This window comes from Brevundimonas sp. NPDC055812 (assembly GCF_053616535.1).
The window spans coordinates 290975-312277 of the sequence record NZ_JBSHDX010000003.1 but is presented as its reverse complement, the minus strand read 5'-3'; the positions used below and the strand labels follow the sequence as shown (position 1 = coordinate 312277).

The 21303-nt window shown below is 68.7% G+C and carries 17 protein-coding genes; 14 read left to right on the top strand and 3 right to left on the bottom strand.

Annotated features, from left to right (window positions below; translation table 11 throughout):
- Positions 1 to 13: 13 nt before the first annotated feature.
- Positions 14 to 1450, top strand: a complete 1437-nt coding sequence (locus ACWGL1_RS06820) for a hypothetical protein (protein ID WP_452111566.1) — start codon at positions 14 to 16, stop codon at positions 1448 to 1450.
- Between the two features lie 67 nt (positions 1451 to 1517).
- Positions 1518 to 2351: a universal stress protein gene (locus tag ACWGL1_RS06815; RefSeq protein ID WP_452111565.1), complete on the top strand. Its 834-nt coding sequence runs from the start codon at positions 1518 to 1520 to the stop codon at positions 2349 to 2351.
- Between the two features lie 30 nt (positions 2352 to 2381).
- On the opposite strand, the gene ACWGL1_RS06810 is transcribed toward ACWGL1_RS06815, so the two are convergent.
- Entirely contained in the window at positions 2382 to 3812 is a 1431-nt protein-coding gene (locus tag ACWGL1_RS06810; protein WP_452111564.1) for a helix-turn-helix domain-containing protein, read from the bottom strand.
- Positions 3813 to 3968: 156 nt separating this feature from the next.
- Here ACWGL1_RS06810 and aceA point away from each other — a divergent pair, with 156 nt between their 5' ends.
- Positions 3969 to 5246, top strand: coding sequence for an isocitrate lyase (gene aceA / locus ACWGL1_RS06805; RefSeq protein ID WP_452111563.1), 1278 nt, complete (start codon positions 3969 to 3971; stop codon positions 5244 to 5246).
- Positions 5247 to 5263: 17 nt separating this feature from the next.
- The gene (locus tag ACWGL1_RS06800) at positions 5264 to 5473 is read left to right on the top strand and encodes a hypothetical protein (protein WP_291776671.1); all 210 of its coding nucleotides are present in this window, start codon (positions 5264 to 5266) and stop codon (positions 5471 to 5473) included.
- Between the two features lie 27 nt (positions 5474 to 5500).
- Here ACWGL1_RS06800 and ACWGL1_RS06795 read toward each other — a convergent pair whose 3' ends face one another.
- Entirely contained in the window at positions 5501 to 7828 is a 2328-nt protein-coding gene (locus tag ACWGL1_RS06795; RefSeq protein WP_452111562.1) for an ATP-binding protein, read from the bottom strand.
- 149 nt (positions 7829 to 7977) lie between these two features.
- Between ACWGL1_RS06795 and ACWGL1_RS06790 the strand changes: the two genes are divergently transcribed.
- The 7 genes from ACWGL1_RS06790 to ACWGL1_RS06760 all read left to right on the top strand — a co-directional run bounded on the left by ACWGL1_RS06790 (position 7978) and on the right by ACWGL1_RS06760 (position 15635).
- Positions 7978 to 9375 (top strand): sensor histidine kinase, encoded by a 1398-nt coding sequence (locus ACWGL1_RS06790; RefSeq protein ID WP_452111680.1) that lies wholly within the window; start codon positions 7978 to 7980, stop codon positions 9373 to 9375.
- 163 nt (positions 9376 to 9538) lie between these two features.
- Positions 9539 to 10969 (top strand): phosphate ABC transporter permease subunit PstC, encoded by a 1431-nt coding sequence (pstC, locus tag ACWGL1_RS06785; RefSeq protein WP_291776664.1) that lies wholly within the window; start codon positions 9539 to 9541, stop codon positions 10967 to 10969.
- Positions 10962 to 12257, top strand: a complete 1296-nt coding sequence (gene pstA, locus ACWGL1_RS06780) for a phosphate ABC transporter permease PstA (protein ID WP_291776661.1) — start codon at positions 10962 to 10964, stop codon at positions 12255 to 12257. The genes pstC and pstA overlap by 8 nt, the downstream gene beginning before the upstream one ends.
- A 5-nt stretch (positions 12258 to 12262) precedes the next feature.
- Positions 12263 to 13132 (top strand): phosphate ABC transporter ATP-binding protein PstB, encoded by an 870-nt coding sequence (gene pstB, locus ACWGL1_RS06775; RefSeq protein WP_291776659.1) that lies wholly within the window; start codon positions 12263 to 12265, stop codon positions 13130 to 13132.
- 10 nt (positions 13133 to 13142) lie between these two features.
- On the top strand, positions 13143 to 13889 hold the full coding sequence (gene phoU / locus ACWGL1_RS06770; RefSeq protein ID WP_024353315.1) for a phosphate signaling complex protein PhoU: 747 nt from the start codon (positions 13143 to 13145) through the stop codon (positions 13887 to 13889).
- A gap of 44 nt (positions 13890 to 13933) precedes the next feature.
- Positions 13934 to 14623: a phosphate regulon transcriptional regulator PhoB gene (gene phoB, locus ACWGL1_RS06765; RefSeq protein WP_291776656.1), complete on the top strand. Its 690-nt coding sequence runs from the start codon at positions 13934 to 13936 to the stop codon at positions 14621 to 14623.
- A 292-nt stretch (positions 14624 to 14915) separates the two neighbouring features.
- Entirely contained in the window at positions 14916 to 15635 is a 720-nt protein-coding gene (locus ACWGL1_RS06760) for a CPBP family intramembrane glutamic endopeptidase, BDIM_20840 family (protein WP_452111561.1), read from the top strand.
- A gap of 4 nt (positions 15636 to 15639) precedes the next feature.
- Here the strand turns inward: ACWGL1_RS06760 and ACWGL1_RS06755 are convergent, their stop codons facing one another.
- Complete coding sequence (locus ACWGL1_RS06755; protein ID WP_452111560.1) at positions 15640 to 16572, bottom strand: Hsp33 family molecular chaperone; 933 nt, start codon at positions 16570 to 16572, stop codon at positions 15640 to 15642.
- A 200-nt stretch (positions 16573 to 16772) separates the two neighbouring features.
- Here ACWGL1_RS06755 and ACWGL1_RS06750 point away from each other — a divergent pair, with 200 nt between their 5' ends.
- The 3 genes from ACWGL1_RS06750 (at position 16773) to ACWGL1_RS06740 (ending at position 21205) form a co-directional block, all read left to right on the top strand.
- Complete coding sequence (locus tag ACWGL1_RS06750) at positions 16773 to 17303, top strand: hypothetical protein (RefSeq protein ID WP_312219382.1); 531 nt, start codon at positions 16773 to 16775, stop codon at positions 17301 to 17303.
- Between the two features lie 97 nt (positions 17304 to 17400).
- The gene (serA, locus tag ACWGL1_RS06745) at positions 17401 to 19302 is read left to right on the top strand and encodes a phosphoglycerate dehydrogenase (protein WP_452111559.1); all 1902 of its coding nucleotides are present in this window, start codon (positions 17401 to 17403) and stop codon (positions 19300 to 19302) included.
- A gap of 100 nt (positions 19303 to 19402) precedes the next feature.
- The gene (locus ACWGL1_RS06740; protein WP_452111558.1) at positions 19403 to 21205 is read left to right on the top strand and encodes an autotransporter domain-containing protein; all 1803 of its coding nucleotides are present in this window, start codon (positions 19403 to 19405) and stop codon (positions 21203 to 21205) included.
- Positions 21206 to 21303: the final 98 nt, after the last annotated feature.

The following is a 21303-nucleotide window of genomic DNA, read 5'->3' as shown; positions in this document are numbered from 1 at the left end:
GAGACCGCCCTTCGTGCGTCTGAAAGTCCTGTCCACGGCGGCCGTTGCAGCCGCCATCCTGCTGACCGCCTGCGCCGCGACGCCGGCGCCCGGCCCCTGGAATGTCGAGGCGGCGCCGCAGGTGACGGTGACGCGTGAGGACGGGCGGCTGACGGTCGACTATGTCTTCAACCGCGACGCCGTGGTCTGGGCCTTCATGGATTCGGCGCTGATCTCCGACGTGCGCGAGCCGTGGCGGCCGCGCCAGTGGACGGTTCAGACGCCCGGCGTGGTGATGGAGCGGCGCGGCCACTACGACATCATCCGCAGCGAAAACGGCGGCCCAGTGCCGCGCCATGTCCGCTTCAGCGTCCAACCGAAGGCGGTCGAGTTGGAGGCGGAATACAAGACCCTGGTCTTCTCGGACGGGGCGGTGGCGCTGCCGACGCGGCAGATGGACGTCTTCGCCCTGGGCTCGCCCGAGGCGGCGGAGGCGATGCAGGCGGACCTCAACGGGGTCGATCTGGACGGCGGACCGTCGCGCGTGACCTGGCGCGACCTGGACGGTCCGGTGCTGTTCAACGGCGAGCGCCACGTCGAACTGACGACGACGGGCGAGCGGTCCTATGTCCTGCTGGGACAGGCGCGGGTGACGCCGGGCGAGGGGCTGACCACCGTCATGGACCCCAATCTGCCGCCGTGGATCGGCGAGAAGATTCGCGACTTCGCCCCGCGCGTGGGCCAGTTCTACCTGCAACGTCTGGGACGCCCCGGTTCGGGCGGCGACAATCCTGTGGTCATGGTGTCGTGGAACGGCCCGACCGAACGGATGACCAGCATGGGCGGCAGCGTCCTGCCCGGCCTGATCGTCATGTCGTTCGAGGGAACCGGCGTGACCCGGCCGACGGCGGAGATGGAGCGGGTGTCGCGCTGGTTCATCGGCCATGAGAGCGCGCACTTCTGGCTGGGCCAGACGGTGCGTTACGAGTTCGCGCGCGACGCCTGGATCACCGAGGGCGGGGCTGACCTGATGGCGGTGCGGGCGCTGAAGGCGCTGGACCCGGCCTATGACGACCGCAAGGCCCTGCAGGAAGAGGTCGACGACTGCGTGATCCTGAGCCAGGGGCGCCGCGTGGCCGAGGCGGGCGGACGCGGCGAGCACCGCGCCTATTACGCCTGCGGCGCCGTCTTCGCCATGACGGCCGAGGGGGCCCAGAAACGGCGTGACGGCGGCGACTGGTTCGGCTTCCTGCGACCCTTGCTGGACGCCAATCGCCGGGACGGGGTGCTGACCCGCGCCGAATGGCTGAACGCCCTGACGCGCGTGTCGGGCGATTCGACCCTGGCGGCCGACATCGGGCGGATGCTGGATCAGGGCGCGGCCGATCCCGCCGCCGAGATCGCCAGTCTGTTCCGGCGGACGGGCGTGCCGCATCGGGTCGAAGGTGGAAGCGTCATCCTGATGAATTGATCCGGCTCAAGGCGCCGAACGGCGGTTTGTGCGTTGATGGCGCATAGTCTCAAGCAGGAGGCGCGCCATGCCCTGGACCAGTCTGATCGTCTATGTCGATGATGAAGTCGACAACCCCGCCCGCCTGACCGAGGCTTGCGCCCTGGCGAAGGCGCATGGGGCGCGGCTGATCGGAGTGTCGGGCTGCGCGCCTGAGACGCCGATGGCCGACGCCTATGGGGCGGGCATACTGCTGGGCGAGGTGATCGCGGCTCAGCAGGCGCGCAACGAAGCCATGTTGAAGACCGCCAGGCAACGGTTCGCCGCCGCCGTCGATACGGCGCAGGTGGCGGGCGAGTGGCGCGGGGATATTGGCGATCCGACGGGGCTGACCTTGCGGCACATGAGGGCGGCGGACGCGGCCCTGGTCGGGCGTGACGCAGGCGGGGCCAGCGCCTGGCGGGCGCCGCACCCGGCGGACCTGGCCATGCGCTCGGGGCGGCCGGTGGTGGTGCTGCCGCCCGATCCGATCCGTTCGATGGTCGATGCGCCGGCGCTGCTGGCCTGGACCGATACGCGCGAGAGCCGCCTGGCGGCGCAGGCGGCCCTGCCTCTGCTGAAGCGCGCCGCCGGGGTCCGTGTGGTCGAGATGTGTCATCCTGAAGACACGGACGGGGCCGGGCTGCGCACGCAGGACGTCGTGCGCTGGTTGGCGGGGCACGGCGTGGCGGCCGAACCGGACGTGCGCGCCCACGACGACCGTATGCATGGCCTGCGCCTCATCGACTGCGCCGAGGAGATGCAGGCGGGGCTGATCGTGGCCGGCGCCTGGGGCCACGCGCGGATGCGACAATGGATTTTCGGCGGCGTGACGCAGACCCTGCTGACCGAGACGCCCGTGGCCGTGATGCTGGCTCATTAATTCCCTTCCCCCACAAGGGGAGAAGAAGAGCTACGCGAATGGATACGGGCTGACCGACTTGGACCAGTCGTCGACCGTCAGCGCTCTCCCGACCGGCGGAGCGGCGCGCTCGGCGCAGGGGTGGCGCTCGCACAATCGGCAGGCCGGGCCGATGGGCGTGACCTCGGGCTTCTGCAGATCCAGGCCGCGCGCATAGATCAGGCGATGGGCGTGGCGCAGTTCGCAGCCCAGGCCGATGGCGAGGTCCTGACCTTCGGTGAAGGCGTCCTGGCCCTGGCGGTCGACGGTCCGAGCCAGGGTGAACCAGCGGCCGCCGTCGGGCGTCTCGATGATCTGGGTGACGATGCGGCCCGGCGTGCGGAAGGCCGAGTGCAGCCGCCAGCGCGGACAGGCGCCGCCGAAACGCGAGAAGGGAAAGGCGCCAGAGGCGTATCGCTTCGACACATTGCCCGCCTGATCGACCCGCATCAGGAAGAAGGGCACGCCCCGCGCCGTCGGCCGCGACAGGGTGGTCAGCCGGTGCGCGACCTGTTCGAAGCCGACGCCGAAGCGAGCCTGAAGCCGGGCCAGGTCATAGCCGGTCTCCTCCGCGGTGCGCTGGAAGGCGACGTAGGGCATCAGCACGGCGGCGGCCAGGGTGTTGGTCAGGGACGCCTTCAGCAGATTGCGCGTGGGGGCGTCGGGCGCGTTCGCCGCTTCGGTCAGAACCTGAAGCTCGGGGCCATGCTCCATAAGCACGAGTTGGTTGGCGACGGCGAAGGCGCGCGACGACGGCCCCAGCGCATCGGACAATAGCAGTCGCCCCCGGTGCGGGTCGAAGCGACGGGTCCACTCGACCATGACCTCGGCGGGCAGGGTGCGGACCGTCAGGCCGTGGCGGGCGAACAGGCGCGCGCGGGCCAGTGCCTCGAAGCCTTCGTCGGGGGCGGGGGCTTCGGCGCGCAGGGCGTCATGCAGGGCCTCGCCGAGCGCATCGAGGTCGGGGAAGTGGTTGTGGCGCGCCTGGACGTATTCGCGCACCCACTCCGACGGGCTGTCGGTCGGGGCCGCGCCGCCGCCCGCCTCGACCTCGGCGCGGTCACGCACGCGGCGGTCGGTGAAGGCGCGGTAGAGGCGCAGCACGGCGTCGGCGGCGGCGGGCTGATCCTCGGCCAGTTGCATGATCTCATGGCGCGGCACAGTCAGGCCCTGGAACAGGGGATCGGCGAAGACCTCGGACAGTTCGGCCTCGGACGCCGGGCCGCCGGACTGGCCGAGGTTGCGCAGGTCGACGTCGTAGGTTTCGGCCAGACGCAGCAGGAGCTGGGCCGAGACGGGGCGCTGGTTGCGCTCGATATGGTTCAGATAGGAGGGCGAGACGCCCAGATCCGCCGCCATCGCCGTCTGCGACAGGTCGAGGTCGCGCCGCAGCCGCTTGAGGCGGCCGCCCAGGAACAGCTTGCGATCAGCGGCGGCGTTCATGGCGGGATCATGTCACATCATGACTTCATGGCAAGTGTCATGATATGACTGTTTGACTTGAATGATGTGGCTATGGATGTGTCAACCGTGACGATGGCGTGTTCAGGTTTCCGGGACAGCGGCTGCGGCCGCGCCTTATCGAGACCGAGACGAGACATGACGACCTTCGCCGATCTGGTTCCTTCGCCCGCCGGCCGTTTCGACGGCATCGAGCGCCCTTACTCGCCTGAAGACGTCCTGCGTCTGCGCGGGTCGGTGCCGGTCACCCATACGCTGGCCGAGCGCGGCGCCAACCGCCTGTGGGAGCTGCTGCACTCGGAAGCCTACATCAACGCCCTGGGCGCCGTGACCGGCAATCAGGCGATGCAGATGGTCCGCGCGGGCCTGAAGGCCATCTATCTGTCGGGCTGGCAGGTCGCGGCGGACGCCAATACGGCCGGCGCCATGTACCCGGACCAGTCGCTGTATCCGGCCAACGCCGCGCCGGAGCTGTGCCGCCGCATCAACCGCACCTTGCAGCGCGCCGACCAGATCGAGCACGCCGAGGGCGGCGCCAAGCGCGACTGGTTCGCCCCCATCGTCGCCGACGCCGAGGCCGGTTTCGGCGGGCCGCTGAACAGCTTCGAGATCATGAAGGCCTTCATCGAGGCGGGGGCCGCCGGCGTCCACTTCGAGGACCAGCTGGCCAGCGAGAAGAAGTGCGGCCACCTGGGCGGCAAGGTGCTGATCCCGACCCAGGCGCACGAGCGCAACCTGATCGCGGCGCGTCTGGCGGCTGACGTCTGCGGCACGCCGACCCTGACGGTGGCGCGCACGGATGCGGAGTCGGCCCAGCTGATCACCTCGGACATCGACGAGCGGGATCACCCCTTCATCGACCGCGAGAACCGCACGCCGGAGGGCTTCTATCGCCTGAAGCCGGGCACGGGTCTGGACCACTGCATCGCGCGCGGCCTGTCCTACGCCAAATACGCCGACCTGCTGTGGTGGGAGACGTCCCACCCCGACCTGGACGACGCGAAGAAGTTCGCCGAGGCGATCCAGAAGGAGCATCCGGGCAAGCTGATGGCCTACAACTGCTCGCCATCGTTCAACTGGGAAGCCAAGCTGGACAAGGAGACCATCGCCAGGTTCCAGCGCGAACTGGGGGCCATGGGCTACAAGTTTCAGTTCGTGACGCTGGCGGGCTTCCACAGCCTGAACAACGGCATGTTCGAACTGGCCAGCGGCTATCGCGATCGCGGCATGGCGGCCTATTCCGAGCTGCAGCAGCGCGAATTCGCCAATGAGGCGGCCGGCTACACCGCCACCCGCCATCAGCGCGAGGTCGGCACCGGCTATTTCGACGACGTCGCCACGGTCATCTCTTCGGGCCAGTCTTCGACCACGGCCCTGAAGGACTCGACCGAAACCGCCCAGTTCCACGCAGCCTGACCACAGGAGATGAACTCATGGAGCCTTTGACCCGACCGCAGGCCATCATCGACTTCTGTCTGGCCCCGCTGGGGCTCGACGGATCGGGCGAGGCCGAACGTGAGACCCGGCGTCGTCTGGAGCATGTCATCAAGACCTTTCAGACCAAGGCCGCCCGGCCGGTGAGCGTGGACTTCTCGTCCATGCCCAGCCAGGTCATCAATGAAGCGGCGCACGGCTACGAATAGGCGGCGCGCCTTCACAAGGACGAAATCTCAGGCCGCGGCTTCCGCGGCCTGAGGCGTTTGCGCAGTCAGGTCGGCGACCATGGCCAGAAGATCCTCGACGCTGAAGGGCTTGGCCATGTGGCGGTCGGCGCCGGCGGCCAGAGCCTCGTCCAGATGCTGGGTCAGGGCGTTGGCGGTCAGCATGACGATGGGAACGCGCGGCAGGCCCAGGACCGCTTCGTGCAGACGGATTTCGCGCACGGCGGTCAGACCGTCCATGACCGGCATCTGCATATCCATCAACACCAGGTCGAAGGTCTGGGCGCGGTAGGTCTCGACCGCCTGGGCGCCGTTCTCCACCGACATGAGATCGAAGGCGGCCCCGTCCAGGATCAGCTCGACCACGCGGCGGTTGGTCGGGTGATCGTCGGCGGCCAGGATACGCAGACGGCGCGGCGCAGCCTCTGCATCGGCCTCGACTGGTGCGGCCACGGCCGGGCGGCTGGGGCGAAGGGGGGCGGCCGGCGCCTGGGCCGGTCTGAGCGGCAGGCTGAGGATGAAGGCGGCGCCCGCGCCGGGCTCGCTTTCGCAACCCAGGTCGCCGCCCATCATAGCCGCCAGTTCGCGGCAGATCGCCAGGCCCAGGCCCGAGCCGCCGTAGTGGCGCGTGATATCGCCGTCGGCCTGTTCGAAGCGGTTGAACAGCCGGGCCTGCGTCTGGGCGTCGAAGCCGATGCCGGTGTCCTGGACGACGAAGCGCAGGGTCTGGGGCGCTTCGGCCGGGACCGCGTCGACGGTCAGGCTGACGAAGCCCGAGGCGGTGAACTTCACCGCATTGGAGACCAGGTTGGTCAGCACCTGTTTCAGGCGGACGACGTCGCCCTGAATCCAGACCCGAGCCTCGGGAGCGACTTCGACCAGGAACTGCAGCCCCTTGTCCCGCGCGGCGGCGGCGTAGAGCAGGGCGGCTTCTTCCACCGTGCGCGCCAGGTCCAGAGGCTCGTCGTTCAGCTCCAGCCGCCCGGACTCGACGCGCGCCAGATCCAGGATGTCGCTGAGCAGGGTCTGGAGGGTGCGGCTGGAGGAGTGGATCAACTCCAGCATGTCCTGCTGCTGCGGAGACAGTTCGGTGCGGGCCAGGGCCTGGGCCACGCCGATGACGCCGTTGAGCGGAGTGCGGATCTCGTGGCTCATATTGGCCAGGAAGCGGCTCTTGGCGCGGTTGGCGGCGTTGGCGGCGTCGCGCGCCTCGGCCAGGGCGTCGGCGTTGCGTTTCAGGTCGCTGATGTCCGAACAGACGGTGACGGCGCCGCCGCCGACGGTGGGGCGGTCCTGGACGCGCAGCCAGCGGCCGGCCACCTGCAGTTCTCGCGGTTCTATGGGCGTGCGATGGCTGGCCAGTCGCTGCGTGATCCACGCTTCTTCGCGACCGACGGCGTCCTGATAGACCCCGGCCTTCAGGCCGACCTGCAGGATTTCGCGGAAGGTGACGCCCGGGCGCAGCACCGGGGCGAGGTGGGGGTGAATTTCGCCGTACTGCCTGTTCCACAGGATCAGGCGGTCATCGGCGTCATAGACGCCGACGCCGTCGGGCATGGCCTGGACCGCTTCCAGCAACTGACCCAGGACGCTGCGACGCGACCACCAGATCATGCCGGTGAAGAAGGCGCCCACGCTCAGGGTCAGGGCCACGCCCAGGGCGACCCACAGCGTGACGGCGGCGACGCCGGCGCCCTGGGCTAGGAGCACGCCCGGCGCGGGAGTCAGGCTGACGGCGGTCATGGCGATGAAGTGAAGCCAGGCGACGGCGCCGGCCGACAGGGCCGTGGCGACGGCCAGGCTCAGCCGCTTGTTCATCTCCGGCAGCAGGGCGACCGCGCCGAACAGGACGAAGGCGCCCGTCACGGCCATGGCGACGCGTGGCGCGTTCCAGGTCAGGATCGCTCCGGACAGGCGCATGGCGTCCATGCCGACGAAGTGCATGGCCGCGACACCGGCCGTCACCACGGCGGCGGCGGCCAATCCCGAGCGGCGGCGCCAGCGGCCTTCGGTCGCCCCGGCCAGGTGCAACTGCATGGCGACCCAGAAGGCGACCGTGACGATCACCAGCGACAGGAAGGTCTGCAGCGGGTCGTAGCGGATATCCGTTCCGGCGTCGTAGGCCAGCATGGCGACGAAGTGGGTGATCCAGACGCCCAGTCCGCCCACCAGCGGCGCCGACAGGGTGTAGGTTCGGCGCGCTCGCGGCGACAGGTGGCGCGCGCGTTCGGACAGAAGCAGGGCGATGCCGATGCTGAAGACGCAGGCCAGCAGGGCGAAGGAGGCGATCCGCCAATCGTGGCGCTCGACCAGGCAGCTCAGGACGCCCCCCATCATGATGCTCCGCCCGCCTCCTGAATTGTTCCGCCGTAAATCCGTGAAGAAACCAAGCTACACATCCCCTGGCGTCGAACCGGCCGACTCAGCGGGCTGTCGACGGACCAGACTAGGTCGTGCTGCTGAACAATGAGATAACGCCGGTCGAAATGCCTTACGATCACTCTCCGTCTCCCGTCGCTCCCACCGCTTCGTCCCGGCTGTGGACGGCCGGCGCCAGCGGCGGCGTGGCCATCCTGGTGATGGCCGTCCTGGCGGTGATGAAGCCGGAGCTGGCCGGGTGGCTGGCGGCCGGGGCCGTTGCGGTCGCGCTGGCGACCTGGCTGGTGAACCGCAATCCGCCCGCGGCCGCCGATGAGATGGAGTTCGATCAGGGGGCGGTCGATCTGGGGCCTGACGCCGCCCTGCTGGGCGATGTGTTCGAGGCGCTGGACGACCCGCTGCTGATCGTCAGCGGCGGGGAGGCGGACGACATCGCCGGGCGCCGCATCGCCCTGGCCAATGCGGCGGCGCGCGATCTGTTCAAGCTGAACGGGGCGGGCGGGGGGCTGCTGGTCTCGGTTCTGCGTGAGCCGCGCGTACTGGAGGCGGTGGACGAAGCTTTGTTCGGCGCCGTCGGGACCGAGGTCGACTATGTCGGCGGCGGCGTTCAGGAGCGGCATTGGCGGGCCTTCGTCCGGCCCTTGCCCGCCCGGGAGAATTCGAACTGGGGCGGCGGGGCGCTGGCCCTGCTGGCCCTGCGCGACGAGACGGACGTACGTCGCATGGAGAAGATGCGGGTCGACTTCCTGGCCAACGCCAGCCACGAGCTGCGCACGCCGCTGGCTTCCCTTTCGGGCTTCATCGAGACGTTGAAGGGCCACGCCAAGGACGATCCCAAGGCGCGCGACAAATTCCTCGACATCATGGCGGTTCAGGCGGACCGGATGCGGCGGCTTGTCGCCGATCTGCTGTCGCTGAGCCGGATCGAGCTGAACGAGCACATCGCGCCCCTGGGCCGGGTCAATCTGGCGCGGGCGACGGCGGATGTGGTCGATGCGGTCAGCGTCATCTCGCGCGAGCGGCAGGTGACGATCCAGGCCGAACTGCCGCACGGCGGCGCGGCTGTGACGGGCGACCGGGACGAGATCGCCCAGGTGGTGCAGAACCTGATCGACAACGCGCTGAAATACTCCAGCGCGGGCGGGACCATCGAGGTCGGCATCGAGATCGACCGCACGCTGGACGAGGCCATGGCGGCGCGGATGGCCGAAGGCAATCGCCTGTCCCTGGCCACGCCGGATCGCGAGACGGGCCAGCGCTACGCCGTCGTCACCGTGCGCGACCACGGACCGGGCATGGCGCGCGAGCACCTGCCGCGCCTGACCGAACGCTTCTATCGCGTCGAGGGCCAGAAGAGCGGCGAGCGTCAGGGCACGGGCCTGGGGCTCGCCATCGTCCGCCACATCATCATCCGTCACCGGGGCGGCCTGTCGGTGGACAGCGCGCCGGGTTGCGGGGCGATCTTCGCGGCCTGCTTTCCCCTGGCCCCGGCGTCGGACGCCTGAACTCCGGGTTCTGAGCGATCGTCATGGAGCTGCGACATTGCGGACGGGCGTCGTAACAGAACTGTCATCCAGCCGTCTTAATCCGCTGACGTATCGCAGGCAGTTTCCCGGCCGGAACGCACCGAGCCTGGCGCGTTGCTGATACCTGCGCTGATCGGACCGGATGATCTGGATTTTCCTGCTGCTGCTGATCGCCTTCGCCGTCCTGGCCTATGTGGCCGGGCGGGCCTTGGCCGTTCGTCGGAGCCGAGGCGCGAAGTCGCATTCGCGTCCCGGCCAACACGGGCTCTACGCCCTCATCTGGGTCGGAGCGCCGGCCCTGGCCATGCTGATCGCCGCCTCGGTCTTCTCGACCTCGATCGAGCAGCAGATGATGCGGGCGGGGGCGCCTGACAGCGTCGCCCAGCTGGAGCCGTTTCGCCGCGAGGCCTTCTTCGCCGACGCCCGCCTGGTCGGGGCGGGGCAGGAGGCGCGTCAGATCTGGCCCGCCCCCTACGCCGAGGAACTGCCGGCCGAGGGCCGCCGCGCCCACCGCATCGCCTCGACCCTGAACTGGGGCGGGGGCGTCGCCGCCCTGATCGCCGCCGTGCTGGGCGGCCTGTTCGTCTTCACCCGCATCCGTCCCGACCTGCGCGCGCGCAACAAGGTCGAGGGCTGGATCACCGGCGTGCTGTTCGCCTGTTCGGCGGTGGCGGTGCTGACCACGCTCGGCATCATCTTCTCCCTGGTCATCGACTCCTTGCGCTTCTTCAGCATGGTGCCGATCACCGAGTTCCTGTTCGGAACCAAGTGGAGCCCGCAGATCGCCATCCGCGCCGACCAGGTCGGGTCGTCGGGCGCCTTCGGGGCCGTGCCCCTGTTCGCGGGCACCTTCCTGATCATGGCCATCGCCATGGCGGTGGCGGCGCCCATCGGCCTGTTCTCGGCCGTCTATCTGTCGGAGTATTCGGGCAAGAAGACCCGCGCCATGGTCAAGCCGGCGCTGGAGGTCCTGGCCGGGGTGCCGACCGTGGTCTACGGCTTCTTCGCCGCCCTGACGGTGGGGCCGGCGCTGCGCGTCTTCTTCAACGGCATCGGCGACCTGCTGATCGGGGGGCCGCTGAACGGCCTGGGGATTTACCTGTCCCTGGTCCAGAACCAGATGGCCCTGGTTGCGGGCGCGGTCATGGGGATCATGCTGATTCCCTTCGTCAGCTCCCTGTCGGACGACATTCTGAACGCCGTGCCGCAGAGCTTGCGCGACGGCTCCTACGCCATGGGCGCCACCAAGTCCGAGACGATCAAGAAGGTGCTGCTGCCCGCCGCCCTGCCGGGCGTCGCCGGGGCCTTGCTGCTGGCCGTGTCGCGCGCCATCGGCGAGACCATGATCGTGACCATGGCGGCCGGCCTGGCCGCCAAGCTGACCCTGAACCCGCTGGAGACGGTCACGACCGTCACCGTCCAGATCGTCACCCTGCTGACCGGCGACCAGGAGTTCAACAGCCCCAAGACCCTGGCCGCCTTCGGCCTGGGCCTGACGCTGTTCGTCGTCACCCTGCTGCTCAACATCGTCGCCATGCGCATCGTGCAAGCCTATCGGGAACAGTATGACTGACGCCGCCTCTCCCTCGACCGGCGTCAGCCCGCGCACCCAGCGCCTGAAGGCCCGCCTGCGCGCCCGCTATGCGCGCGAGACCCGCTTTCGCTGGTATGGCCGCGCGGCCATCGGCGTGGCCCTGGCCTTCCTGGTGATCCTGCTCGGCAGCATCATCACCCAGGGTTACACCGCCTTCTACGCCCATACCGTGACCCTGCCGGTCTATATGGACCCGGCGCGGATCGACCGTTCCTATCCGCAGGGCGCCAATTTCGAGCAGATCGTCGCCGAACAGCAGATCCGCCGCCTGGGCGTCCAGGATGATGAACAGGGGACCAAGGCCTCGGCCATGAAGGCCCTTCTGTCCTCGGAGCTGAAGTTCCAGGCCGCCAAGATGATCGCGCGCCAGCCCAGCCTGCTGGGTCAGACCGTGCCGGTCGCCGCCCCCCTGTCCGACGACGCCGAGATGTATCTGAAGGGCAAGATCACCCGCGATCAGCCCGAGGACCAGCGCCGCGTCTCCAATGCGCAGATGGACTGGCTGGACCGGATGAAGGCCTCGGGCGCGGTGCGGGCCCACTTCAACTCGGCCCTGTTCACCAAGGGCGACTCGACCCAGCCGGAACTGGCGGGCCTGCTGGGCGCCGTGGTCGGTTCGGCGCTGATGCTGATGGTGACGGCCCTGATCGCCATCCCGGTCGGCGTCGGCGCCGCCGTGTGGCTGGAGGAATACTCGCCGCGCAACCGCATCACGGCGATCATCGAGGTCAACATCAACAACCTGGCCGCCGTGCCGTCCATCGTCTACGGCCTGCTGGGTCTGGCGTTGTTCATCAACTTCATGCACCTGCCGCGCGCCAGTCCGCTGGTCGGGGGTCTGGTGCTGGCGCTGATGGCCCTGCCGACCATCATCATCGCCACCCGTTCGTCGCTGAAGGCGGTGCCGCCGTCGATCCGCGAGGCGGCCCTTGCCATGGGCGCCAGCCGCACCCAGACGGTGTTCGGCCACGTCCTGCCGCTGGCCATGCCCGGCGTGATGACCGGCGCCATCATCTCCATGGCCCACGCTCTGGGCGAGACGGCGCCGTTGCTGCTGATCGGCATGATCAGCTTCGTGCCGGGCGTCCCGCACGCCATTGATGAGCCCGTCGGCGCCCTGCCGTCGCTGATCTACATCTGGGAGAACGCGTCCGAGCGCGCCTTCCACGAACGGACGGCGGCCGCCATCCTTGTCCTTCTCGCCTTCATGATCGTCATGAACGCCGCCGCAGTCCTGCTGCGCCGTCGCTTCGAACGCCGGTGGTAAATCCTATGAAGTCCCGCATCTTCCGCGCTCCCGAAGGCTCGTCGACCGGCGGCGCCTCCGAGGCCGCCACCCTGTCGACCGCCCCGGCCGTCGGCGCCCACGCCTCGGCGCCGCTGGGTCCGATCAAGATCGCCGCGCGCGACGTCAGCGTCTTCTACGGCGAGAAGCAGGCCCTGTTCGACGTCTCGCTGGAGATTCCGGACAAGACGGTGACGGCGCTGATCGGCCCGTCGGGCTGCGGCAAGTCGACCTTCCTGCGGACGATGAACCGCATGAACGACACCATCCCCGGCACCCGCGTGACCGGCCGGATCGAGATGGACGGCGAGGACATCAACGATCGCAAGATCGACCCGGTGCTGCTGCGCGCCCAGGTCGGCATGGTGTTCCAGAAGCCGAACCCCTTCCCCAAGTCGATCTATGAGAACGTGGCCTATGGGCCCAAGATCCACGGCCTGGCCTCGACCAAGGGCGAGATGGACGAGATCGTCCAGAAGTCGCTGAAGCGCGCCGGCCTGTGGGACGAGGTCGCCGACCGTCTGCACTCGCCGGGCACGGGTCTGTCGGGCGGCCAGCAGCAGCGTCTGGTCATCGCTCGCGCCATTGCGGTCGAACCCGAAGTCATCCTGATGGACGAGCCCTGCTCGGCGCTGGACCCGATCGCCACGGCCAAGATCGAGGAGCTGATCGACGAACTGCGCGAGCGCTACTGCATCGTCATCGTCACCCACTCGATGGCCCAGGCGGCCCGCGTGTCGCAGCGCACGGCCTTCTTCCACATGGGCAAGCTGGTCGAGACGGGCGACACCGAAGAGATCTTCACCAATCCGCGCGAACGGCGCACCCTCGACTACATCACCGGCCGCTTCGGCTGAGGACGCGACGATGAACCAGCATACGGTCAAGGCTTACGGCGACGAGCTGAACCAGTTGACGGCCGAGGTGGTCCGCATGGGCGGCCTGGCCGAGGCCCAGGTGGCGGACGCCATCGAATCCGTCGCCCGCCGCGATGTGGCTCTGGCCAGGGCGGTGGTCGAGCGCGACAACCGTCTGGACGCCCTGCATCGCGACATCGAGAAGAAGGCGATCCGCCTGATCGCCCTGCGCCAGCCGGTCGCCAGCGACCTGCGCCGGACGCTGGGAGCCATGAAGCTGGCCTCGGACCTGGAGCGGACCGGCGACCTGGCCAAGAACATCGCCAAGCGGGCGCTGATCCTGGCCGAGGCCGAGCCGATGCAGCCGCTGACGCGCTCGATCGAGCGTATGGGGCGTCTGGTGTCGAACCGCCTGCGCGACGTGCTGGACGCCTATACCGCGTCCGAAATCGAGCGCGCCCTGTCGGTCTGGCAGACCGACGACGAGGTGGACGAACACTACAACGCCCTGTTCCGCGAACTGCTCACCTATATGATGGGCGACCCGCGCACGATCACGGCCTGCACCCACCTGCTCTTCATGGCCAAGAACCTGGAGCGGATCGGCGACCACGCGACCAATATCGCCGAGACGGTCCACTATGAGATCACGGGCGAGGAAATGCTGGGCGAGCGGCCGAAGGCCGTGCCCGGTCCCGGCGAAGAGCCGACGCCGACCCCGCATCTGTCTGCGTCGCCCGACGCGGCGGACGACTGACACCCCTACATCGCTGACGACTTCGACGAACCGGAGAGGCTGACGTGCAACCCTATATCCTGGTGATGGAAGACGAGGACGCCCTGGCCACCCTGCTTCAGTATAATCTGGAGAAGGAAGGCTATGACGTGGCCGTCGCCTCTGACGGCGAGGAGGGGATGCTGCAGGTCGACGAGCGCACGCCCGACCTGATCCTGCTGGACTGGATGCTGCCCAAGCTGTCGGGCATCGAGGTCTGCCGCCGCATCCGCGGCCGGGCCGAGACGCGCAATCTGCCGATCATCATGCTGACCGCGCGCGGCGAGGAGACGGACCGCGTGCGCGGCCTGGACACCGGCGCCGACGACTACATGACCAAGCCCTTCTCGATGACGGAACTGACCGCGCGCATCCGCGCCGTGCTGCGCCGTATCCGCCCGGGTCTGGCCGATGATCGGGTCAACCACGCCGACATCATCATGGACCGCGTCGCCCACCGCGTCAGCCGCGCGGGCAAGGAGGTGCACCTGGGCCCGACCGAGTTCCGCCTGCTGGACCACTTCCTGAAGCATCCGGGCCGGGTGTTCAGCCGTGAGCAACTTCTGGACGCGGTCTGGGGCTCGGACGTCTACGTCGAGGCCCGCACCGTGGACGTCCACGTCGGCCGCCTGCGCAAGGCGCTGAACGTCGAAGGCACGGTCAACCCGATCCGCACCGTGCGCTCGGCAGGCTATTCGCTGGACCTGAATAACTGAGCAAACAACCCTCTCCCGGCGGGAGGGGGGCTTGAGCTTCGGAGAGCCGAAGGCGATCCGCCAAGCGACCCGAAGGGCGGCGCGGAGCAGCCAAAGGGTGAGGGGCTTGTCCTCTCAGTAGGCGGCAGCCGTTGCGCGACGGCTTGCGCCGACTTTGGCTGAGAACCCTCATCCGGCCCTTGCCACCTTCACCCATCGGGAGAAGGAAGCTTGGCTTAACTTTTCTTCATCTGCATCCGCAGATCCCTCCGGCCGCCTCTGAACGACGACGTCGCATCGGGGGAGGGAAGTCATGCCGGACGCCATTATCGCCATGTCGGGCTGGGTCGGGGCGGTCGCGCTGGCGGGCGGGGCGGCCGCCGTTGTGTCGCGTGGAAAAGTGCGTTGGGGCTGGCTGGCGGCGGCTCTGCTGTTGATGGCCGTCTATGACGCCGTGCTGACCCGCGGCTATGGCCACATCCCGCTGGATTTCGGGCCCTCGCGCTGGAACTGGGAGGGCAAGACGCTGGCCGTGCTGCTGTCCCTGGCCGTCGCCAGCCTGCCCATCGTCGGATGGCGGCGCAGCGGGCTGACCCTGCATCAGGACCGGCAGGGGCTGAAGGGGGCGCTGATCCTGTCGGGTCTTCTGGTCCTGCTGTTCCTCGGCCTGGCGATCTGGGCGCCGGGCGAAGGGTTCGACGCCGACAGCCTGGCCTTCCAACTGACCATGCCGGGGCTGGACGAGGAGATCTTCTATCGCGGGGTGTTGCTGTTGATGCTGAACGAAGCGTTCGGGCGGCCGGTCCGCGTGCTGGGCGCGCAGATGGGCTGGGGCGCGGTTCTGACTGCGCTGGCGTTCGGCCTGACCCACGCCCTGGGCTATCAGGACGGCGGCTTCACCTTCGACTGGGCGCCGATGGCGACGACCGGGCTGGCGGGCCTGTTGCTGGCGTGGCTGCGCGAAAAGACCGGCAGCGTGCTGCTGCCGGTCCTGCTGCACAACTACGGCAACGCCGTCTTCATGCTGATCTGAGGGATCAGGCCTCGGTCGTCTCCAATTCGGCCGGGTCGATCTCATAGGCGGTCGAGCAATATTCGCACGTCACGCGGATCTTGCCGTCGTCCTCGACCATCTCGGCGCGCTCCTCGGCGGGGAAGGACTGCAGCACGGTGGCGATGCGGTCCTTCGAGCAGCGGCAGACGGCGGCTAGGGCCTTGGCGCCTTCCAGCCGCACGCCGTCCTCGTGGAACAGGCGATACAGCAGGGTCTCGGCGCTGATGGTCGGGTCGATCAGCTCGTCGTCGCCCAGGGTGGCGAACAGGGCGCGGGTGCGCTCCCACACCTCCTCGGTCGAGCCGCGCGACTCGTCGCCGGCGATGACCTGGATCATCGCCCCGCCCGCGCGCCAGGCGCGGCCCGCGTCGGTTTCGACCTCGCCGACGGCTAGGCGGACCTTGGTCGGCACCTGTTCGGACTGGGAGAAGTAGTGTTCGGCGCACAGCGACAGGCTTTCGCCCTCGATGGGGGTCACGCCCTGAGTGCGCTCGAAGTCGGCGCCGCGATCCACCGTCATGATGAAGACGCCGCCGCCCAGCAGGGTCTTGGCGCCTGGACGGGCGAAGCCTTCCGACGCCTTGGCCACTTCTTCCGGATCGAAGCGGCAGAAGCCGCGCAGATGGCCGTCCGTGCCGTAGTCGGCGACGACATAGCGCACCGGGCCGTCGCCCTGGGCCTGGACGATCAGGCGGCCGTCGAACTTCAACGCCGAGCCGACGATGGCGGCCAGGACGCAGGCCTCGCCCAGCAGGGCGGCGACCGGCTCGGGATAGGCGTGGGCCGACAGGATCTTGTCGACCGCCCTGCCCAGGCGGACCAGACGGCCGCGCACCGGCCAGCCTTCGATCTGGAAGGCGGCGGCGAAGTCGTCCGTCGGGGCGGCGATGGGGGCGTCGGGCGCGTGATCGGTCACGGCGTGAAATCCTGAAAACTGTCGGAAGCGGCGCAACATAGGGAGGCGAAGGCCGCTTGGTAAGGGGAGGGCGTGTCGCCCGCGTCACGAGCGAGCGCGGTTCGACAGGCTTGACCGGGACAAGGGAACTCTTTGTGCTGAAGCTCGCTCCCTTAGTTGAAAATCCGCTTCCTTCCCCATCCGCTTACAAGAGGTCTGACATGATGGATCGTGAGTTCAACGTCGTGGACGAGGTCCGCAAGCACCCAGGCGTCGTGGCGGGCGTCGTGGCCGTTCTGGCGGGCGTGGGTCTGGCGACGATCCTGCTGAACCAGCGCAGCGGCCCGACCCGCTATGAGCGGATCAAGACGCGCATCGACCCGCGCGGCTGGTTCGACGCCGAGGCCCTGCGTCACCGCTTTGACGACATTGCGCGCGGCGTGCGTCACGGCGCGGATGACCTGACCCATCGCGCGGCCGACCTGGGCGACTATGCTCATGAACGGGCCGGACGTTTCGGCGCCGACGCCCGCGATCGGGCCGACCAATGGTATCGCCGGGCCAGGAAGAAATCGCGCCGTCCGATGCGCCGCTACACCAAGCAGGCGCGCCGCTACGCCGAGGATGCCGGAGACTTCGCTCGCGATCACGCCAAGGAAGGGGGCGCCCTTCTGGCCGTGGCCACCATCGCCGCCGCCATCGGGGCCGCGGCTCTGGAAAGCCGTCGTCGCGCTGGAAACAGCGGCCGCTGAGCCGGTTTTCGGGCTTAACTGGAAAAATCGTGCGGAAAGGGGCGCTGCGGCGCCCCTTTTTATTGCTGCGGATGCGAAGAGGGGCTAGAGGCCGCGCATGATCTCGCCCGTCTTCATCTTCGACTTCGATTCCACCCTGGTTCGCATCGAGACGCTGGAGGCTCTGGCCGACCTCGCGCTCAAGGACGCGCCTGACGCAGCCGAGCGCAAGGCCCGGATCGCGGCCCTGACCGACGACGCCATGAACGGCCGCATCGGCTTCGGCGAGGCGCTGAAACAGCGGCTGGAGCTGCTGGCCCTGCGCCGCGAACACGTCGAGGCCCTGACCGACCGGATTCTGGACGAGGCGACCGTCTCCATCCGCCGCAACGTCGACTTCTTCCAGCGCAACGCCGAGCGCATCTACATCCTGTCCGGCGGCTTCCGCGAAGTGATTGCGCCGCTGGCCGAGCGGTTGGGCGTGCCGGCGGATCATGTGCTGGCCAACGACCTGATCTATGACGATGACGGCCGGGTGACGGGCGCCGACGAGGCCAACCCCCTGTCGCGCGAAAACGGCAAGCCGGAAGTGATCCGCGCGCTGAACCTTGCCAAGACGCTTGGGGGCCCCGTGGTCATGGTCGGCGACGGCTGGACCGACGCCGAGGTCAAGATTCAGGGCGCGGCCGATCGCTTCTACGCCTTCACCGAGATCGTCCGCCGCGACAAGGTGGTCGAGGCCGCCGACGCCGTCGCCTCTTCTCTGGACGAGGTGCTGTACGCCGAGGGCGTGGCCGGGCGCTGGTCCTATCCGCGCAACCGCATCCGTATGCTGCTGCTGGAGAACGTCCACCCCGCCGCCGTCGAGCGGCTGGAGGAGGCGGGCTATTCCGTCGAGACGATGAAGGGCGCGCTGGACGAGGACGACCTGATCGAGGCGATCAAGGGCGTGCACGTTCTGGGCATCCGCTCCAAGACCAACGTCAGCCGCCGGGTGCTGGACGCGGCCGACCGGCTGATGGCCGTGGCGGCCTTCTGCATCGGCACCAATCAGGTCGATCTGGACGCGGCGGCGGACAAGGGCGTGGCCGTGTTCAACGCCCCCTATTCCAACACGCGCTCGGTGGTCGAACTGGCCATCGGCATGATGATCGTCCTGATGCGAGACGTGGCCGACAAGTCGCGTGAGATGCACAAGGGCAAGTGGAACAAGTCGGCGACCGGATCGCGCGAAGTGCGCGGCAAGACGCTGGGCATCGTCGGCTATGGCGCGATCGGCAGCCAGCTGTCGGTGCTGGCCGAGAACCTGGGCATGAGGGTGCTGTTCCATGACCTGTCCGAGCGGCTGGCGCTGGGCAATGCGCGGCGGATGCGCTCGCTGGACGCCCTGCTGGCCGAGGCGGACGTGGTGACGATGCACGTCGACGGCCGCAAGGATAACACCGCAATCATCGGCGCCGATCAGTTCGCGAAGATGAAGCCGGGCGCCCTGTTCCTGAACCTGTCGCGCGGCCATGTGGTCGACGTGGACGCGATGGCGGCGGCGCTGAAGTCGGGCCGTCTGGGCGGGGCGGCGGTCGACGTCTTCCCCGAGGAGCCGCGCACCAACGCCGACCCGTTCGACAGCCCGCTGGTCGGTCTGGACAAGACCATCCTGACCCCGCACATCGGCGGCTCGACCGAGGAGGCGCAGGAAGCCATCGCCGAGTTCGCGGCGGAGCGCCTGCTGGGCTATCTGAACCGGGGCGACACCACCTTCTGCGTCAACCTGCCGAATGTGCAGCTGGCCGAGGTCACGCGCGCGCACCGTCTGCTGCATATCCACCGCAACCAGCCGGGCGTGTTGGCCGAGCTGAACCGCGCCCTGTCGGATGCGGGCCTGAACATCCTGGGCCAGCACCTCAAGACGGACGAGCGGACGGGCTATGTCATCACCGACGTGGACCGCGACTATGACCGCGAGGCGCTGACGGCGCTGAAGCAGCTTCCGGGCACGATCCGCTTCCGGCGGTTGCACTGATCGTCGATCACCTTCCCCGACGTCATCTTTGCGTCCTGACAAAAGCGGCGCAGAGTGGCGGATAACGACCGCATACGGACGGTCGATGGGAGGGAAATCGATGTCTCGTCTTCTTCGCAGTGCGGCGCTGGCCGCCCTGACGCTGGCCGCCGTGTCCGCTGCCGGAGCCGCCTCGGCCCAGACCTATGATCGGCTGGTGGTGTTCGGCGACAGCCTGTCGGACAACGGCAACCTTTATCTGGCGACGGGCGGTTCGACGCCGCCCTCGCCGCCCTATGGCGCGGGACGGTTCTCCAACGGGCCGGTGTTCACCGAGCGGCTGGGCTTCGACGCCGCCAACTTCATGGGGCCGGTGACAGGCAGCATCAACTACGCCTTCGGCGGAGCGCGCACCGACAGCCAGGCCTCGCCGCCGGGAATGCGCGCGCAACTCGGGCAGTATCTGCAACGCGGCGGGACCTTCGGATCGAATGATCTGGTCAGCGTGCTGGGCGGGGCGAACAACATCTTCCAGGGTCTGCCTGCGGCGGGGGCGTCGGCCAATCCGACGGCCGCCATCGCGCCGGTGGCGCAGAGCGCGGCGGCGGACATCAACTTCATCGTCAACGGCATCGCCCAGGCCGGGGCGGAAACGGTGCTGGTCACCAACCTGCCCAAGCTGAGCATCACGCCCCAGTTTCGAGGCACGCCGGCCGCGCCGCTGGCCGATTACGCCGTCACCACCTTCAACGGCGCCCTTCTGACCGGACTGACCGCGACGGCGGCCGCCCAGCAGGGGACCAACATCATCCTGATGGATCTGTTCAAGGTCGGGGACGTGGTGGCCGCCAATCCCAGCGCCTTCGGGGTGTCGAACGTGACCCAGGCCTGCTTCGACGGCGCCAGCCTGTGCTCGAACCCGGACGACTACTTCTACTTCGACGGGGTGCATCCGACGGCCAAGGGTCATGCGGTGATCGCGCAACTGGCCAATGACTACCTCTACTACGGCGATCTGGGCAGCCAGACGGCGGTGCTGGGCGAGACCGCCTGGCGTCACCGCGAGGACGCGCTGGACGACTCGACCGCGGCCCTGTCAGGGCGCGAGGCGTGGACGGGTGGAACTTCGATCTCGGTCGAGGGTCTGGCCGACAAGACCGAGACCGATGCGCGCGGCGCCATCGGCAAGGCGACCTCCGACGGCTACGGCGTGCGCATCGCCCTGGAGTCGGGGACGGAGAGCCTGCGCTTCGGCCTGGCCGGATCCTATCGCAACGCCGACGTGGATGCGGGCGCCCTGCGCGCCGACATCGACAGCTTCGGGCTGGACGTCTACGGCGGCTGGCGCTCGGGCGACGTCTTCGTCAATGCGGCGGCGGGCGTGGCCCAGGACGACTTCAACGATGTCAGCCGCCTGACCAGCCTGGCGCCGATCGTTCACAGCGGCTCGACGCGCGGGGTCTCAACGGGCGCGCGGCTGCAGGGCGGGATGTGGTTCGACCTTGGCGGCTTCGCCCTGTCGCCTCGCGCGGCGGTGGCCTGGATCAACGCCGATGTCGACGGCTTCCATGAGCAGGGCCCGGCGGCGCAATACGCCTATGCCGACCGCTCGGTGCAGGCGACGACGGCCGAGATCGCCCTGCGCGCCGAGGGCGGGACCGAGCGGGTGCGCTTCTACGCCGAGGGCGGTTATCGCGACAGCCTGAGCGACGACAGCGATGCGGTGCGCACCGGCATCCTTGGCAATCCGGCCCAGGTCCTGGCCCGCGACGTCGACCTGCCGTTCGGCGGGCAGGTGCTGGCCGCCGCCGGAATCGAGGGCACGGTCATGGAGCGTCTGAAGGTGTCGATCGGCTACAAGGGCCGCTTCGGCGACCATGCCGACAGCCATATGGCGGCGGTGAAGCTCAGCCTGCCGCTGTAGGCCGAGAAACGAAGGTTCCCGAGGTGCGACGCCGTGTCGCCCTCGGGGCGCCCCATTCATGTCCCGGTGAAATTGCAAAAGACGGTCAAGTCCGGCCG

Bases quoted from the DNA above. Each gene is read 5' to 3' on its own strand.
- ACWGL1_RS06815 (WP_452111565.1), top strand. From the start codon at position 1,518: ATGCCCTGGACCAGTCTGATCGTCTATGTCGATGATGAAGTCGACAAC.
- ACWGL1_RS06810 (WP_452111564.1), bottom strand. From the start codon at position 3,812: ATGAACGCCGCCGCTGATCGCAAGCTGTTCCTGGGCGGCCGCCTCAAG.
- aceA (WP_452111563.1), top strand. From the start codon at position 3,969: ATGACGACCTTCGCCGATCTGGTTCCTTCGCCCGCCGGCCGTTTCGAC.
- ACWGL1_RS06800 (WP_291776671.1), top strand. From the start codon at position 5,264: ATGGAGCCTTTGACCCGACCGCAGGCCATCATCGACTTCTGTCTGGCC.
- ACWGL1_RS06795 (WP_452111562.1), bottom strand. From the start codon at position 7,828: ATGATGGGGGGCGTCCTGAGCTGCCTGGTCGAGCGCCACGATTGGCGG.
- ACWGL1_RS06790 (WP_452111680.1), top strand. From the start codon at position 7,978: ATGCCTTACGATCACTCTCCGTCTCCCGTCGCTCCCACCGCTTCGTCC.
- pstC (WP_291776664.1), top strand. From the start codon at position 9,539: ATGATCTGGATTTTCCTGCTGCTGCTGATCGCCTTCGCCGTCCTGGCC.
- pstA (WP_291776661.1), top strand. From the start codon at position 10,962: ATGACTGACGCCGCCTCTCCCTCGACCGGCGTCAGCCCGCGCACCCAG.
- pstB (WP_291776659.1), top strand. From the start codon at position 12,263: ATGAAGTCCCGCATCTTCCGCGCTCCCGAAGGCTCGTCGACCGGCGGC.
- phoU (WP_024353315.1), top strand. From the start codon at position 13,143: ATGAACCAGCATACGGTCAAGGCTTACGGCGACGAGCTGAACCAGTTG.
- ACWGL1_RS06760 (WP_452111561.1), top strand. From the start codon at position 14,916: ATGCCGGACGCCATTATCGCCATGTCGGGCTGGGTCGGGGCGGTCGCG.
- ACWGL1_RS06750 (WP_312219382.1), top strand. From the start codon at position 16,773: ATGATGGATCGTGAGTTCAACGTCGTGGACGAGGTCCGCAAGCACCCA.
- serA (WP_452111559.1), top strand. From the start codon at position 17,401: ATGATCTCGCCCGTCTTCATCTTCGACTTCGATTCCACCCTGGTTCGC.
- ACWGL1_RS06740 (WP_452111558.1), top strand. From the start codon at position 19,403: ATGTCTCGTCTTCTTCGCAGTGCGGCGCTGGCCGCCCTGACGCTGGCC.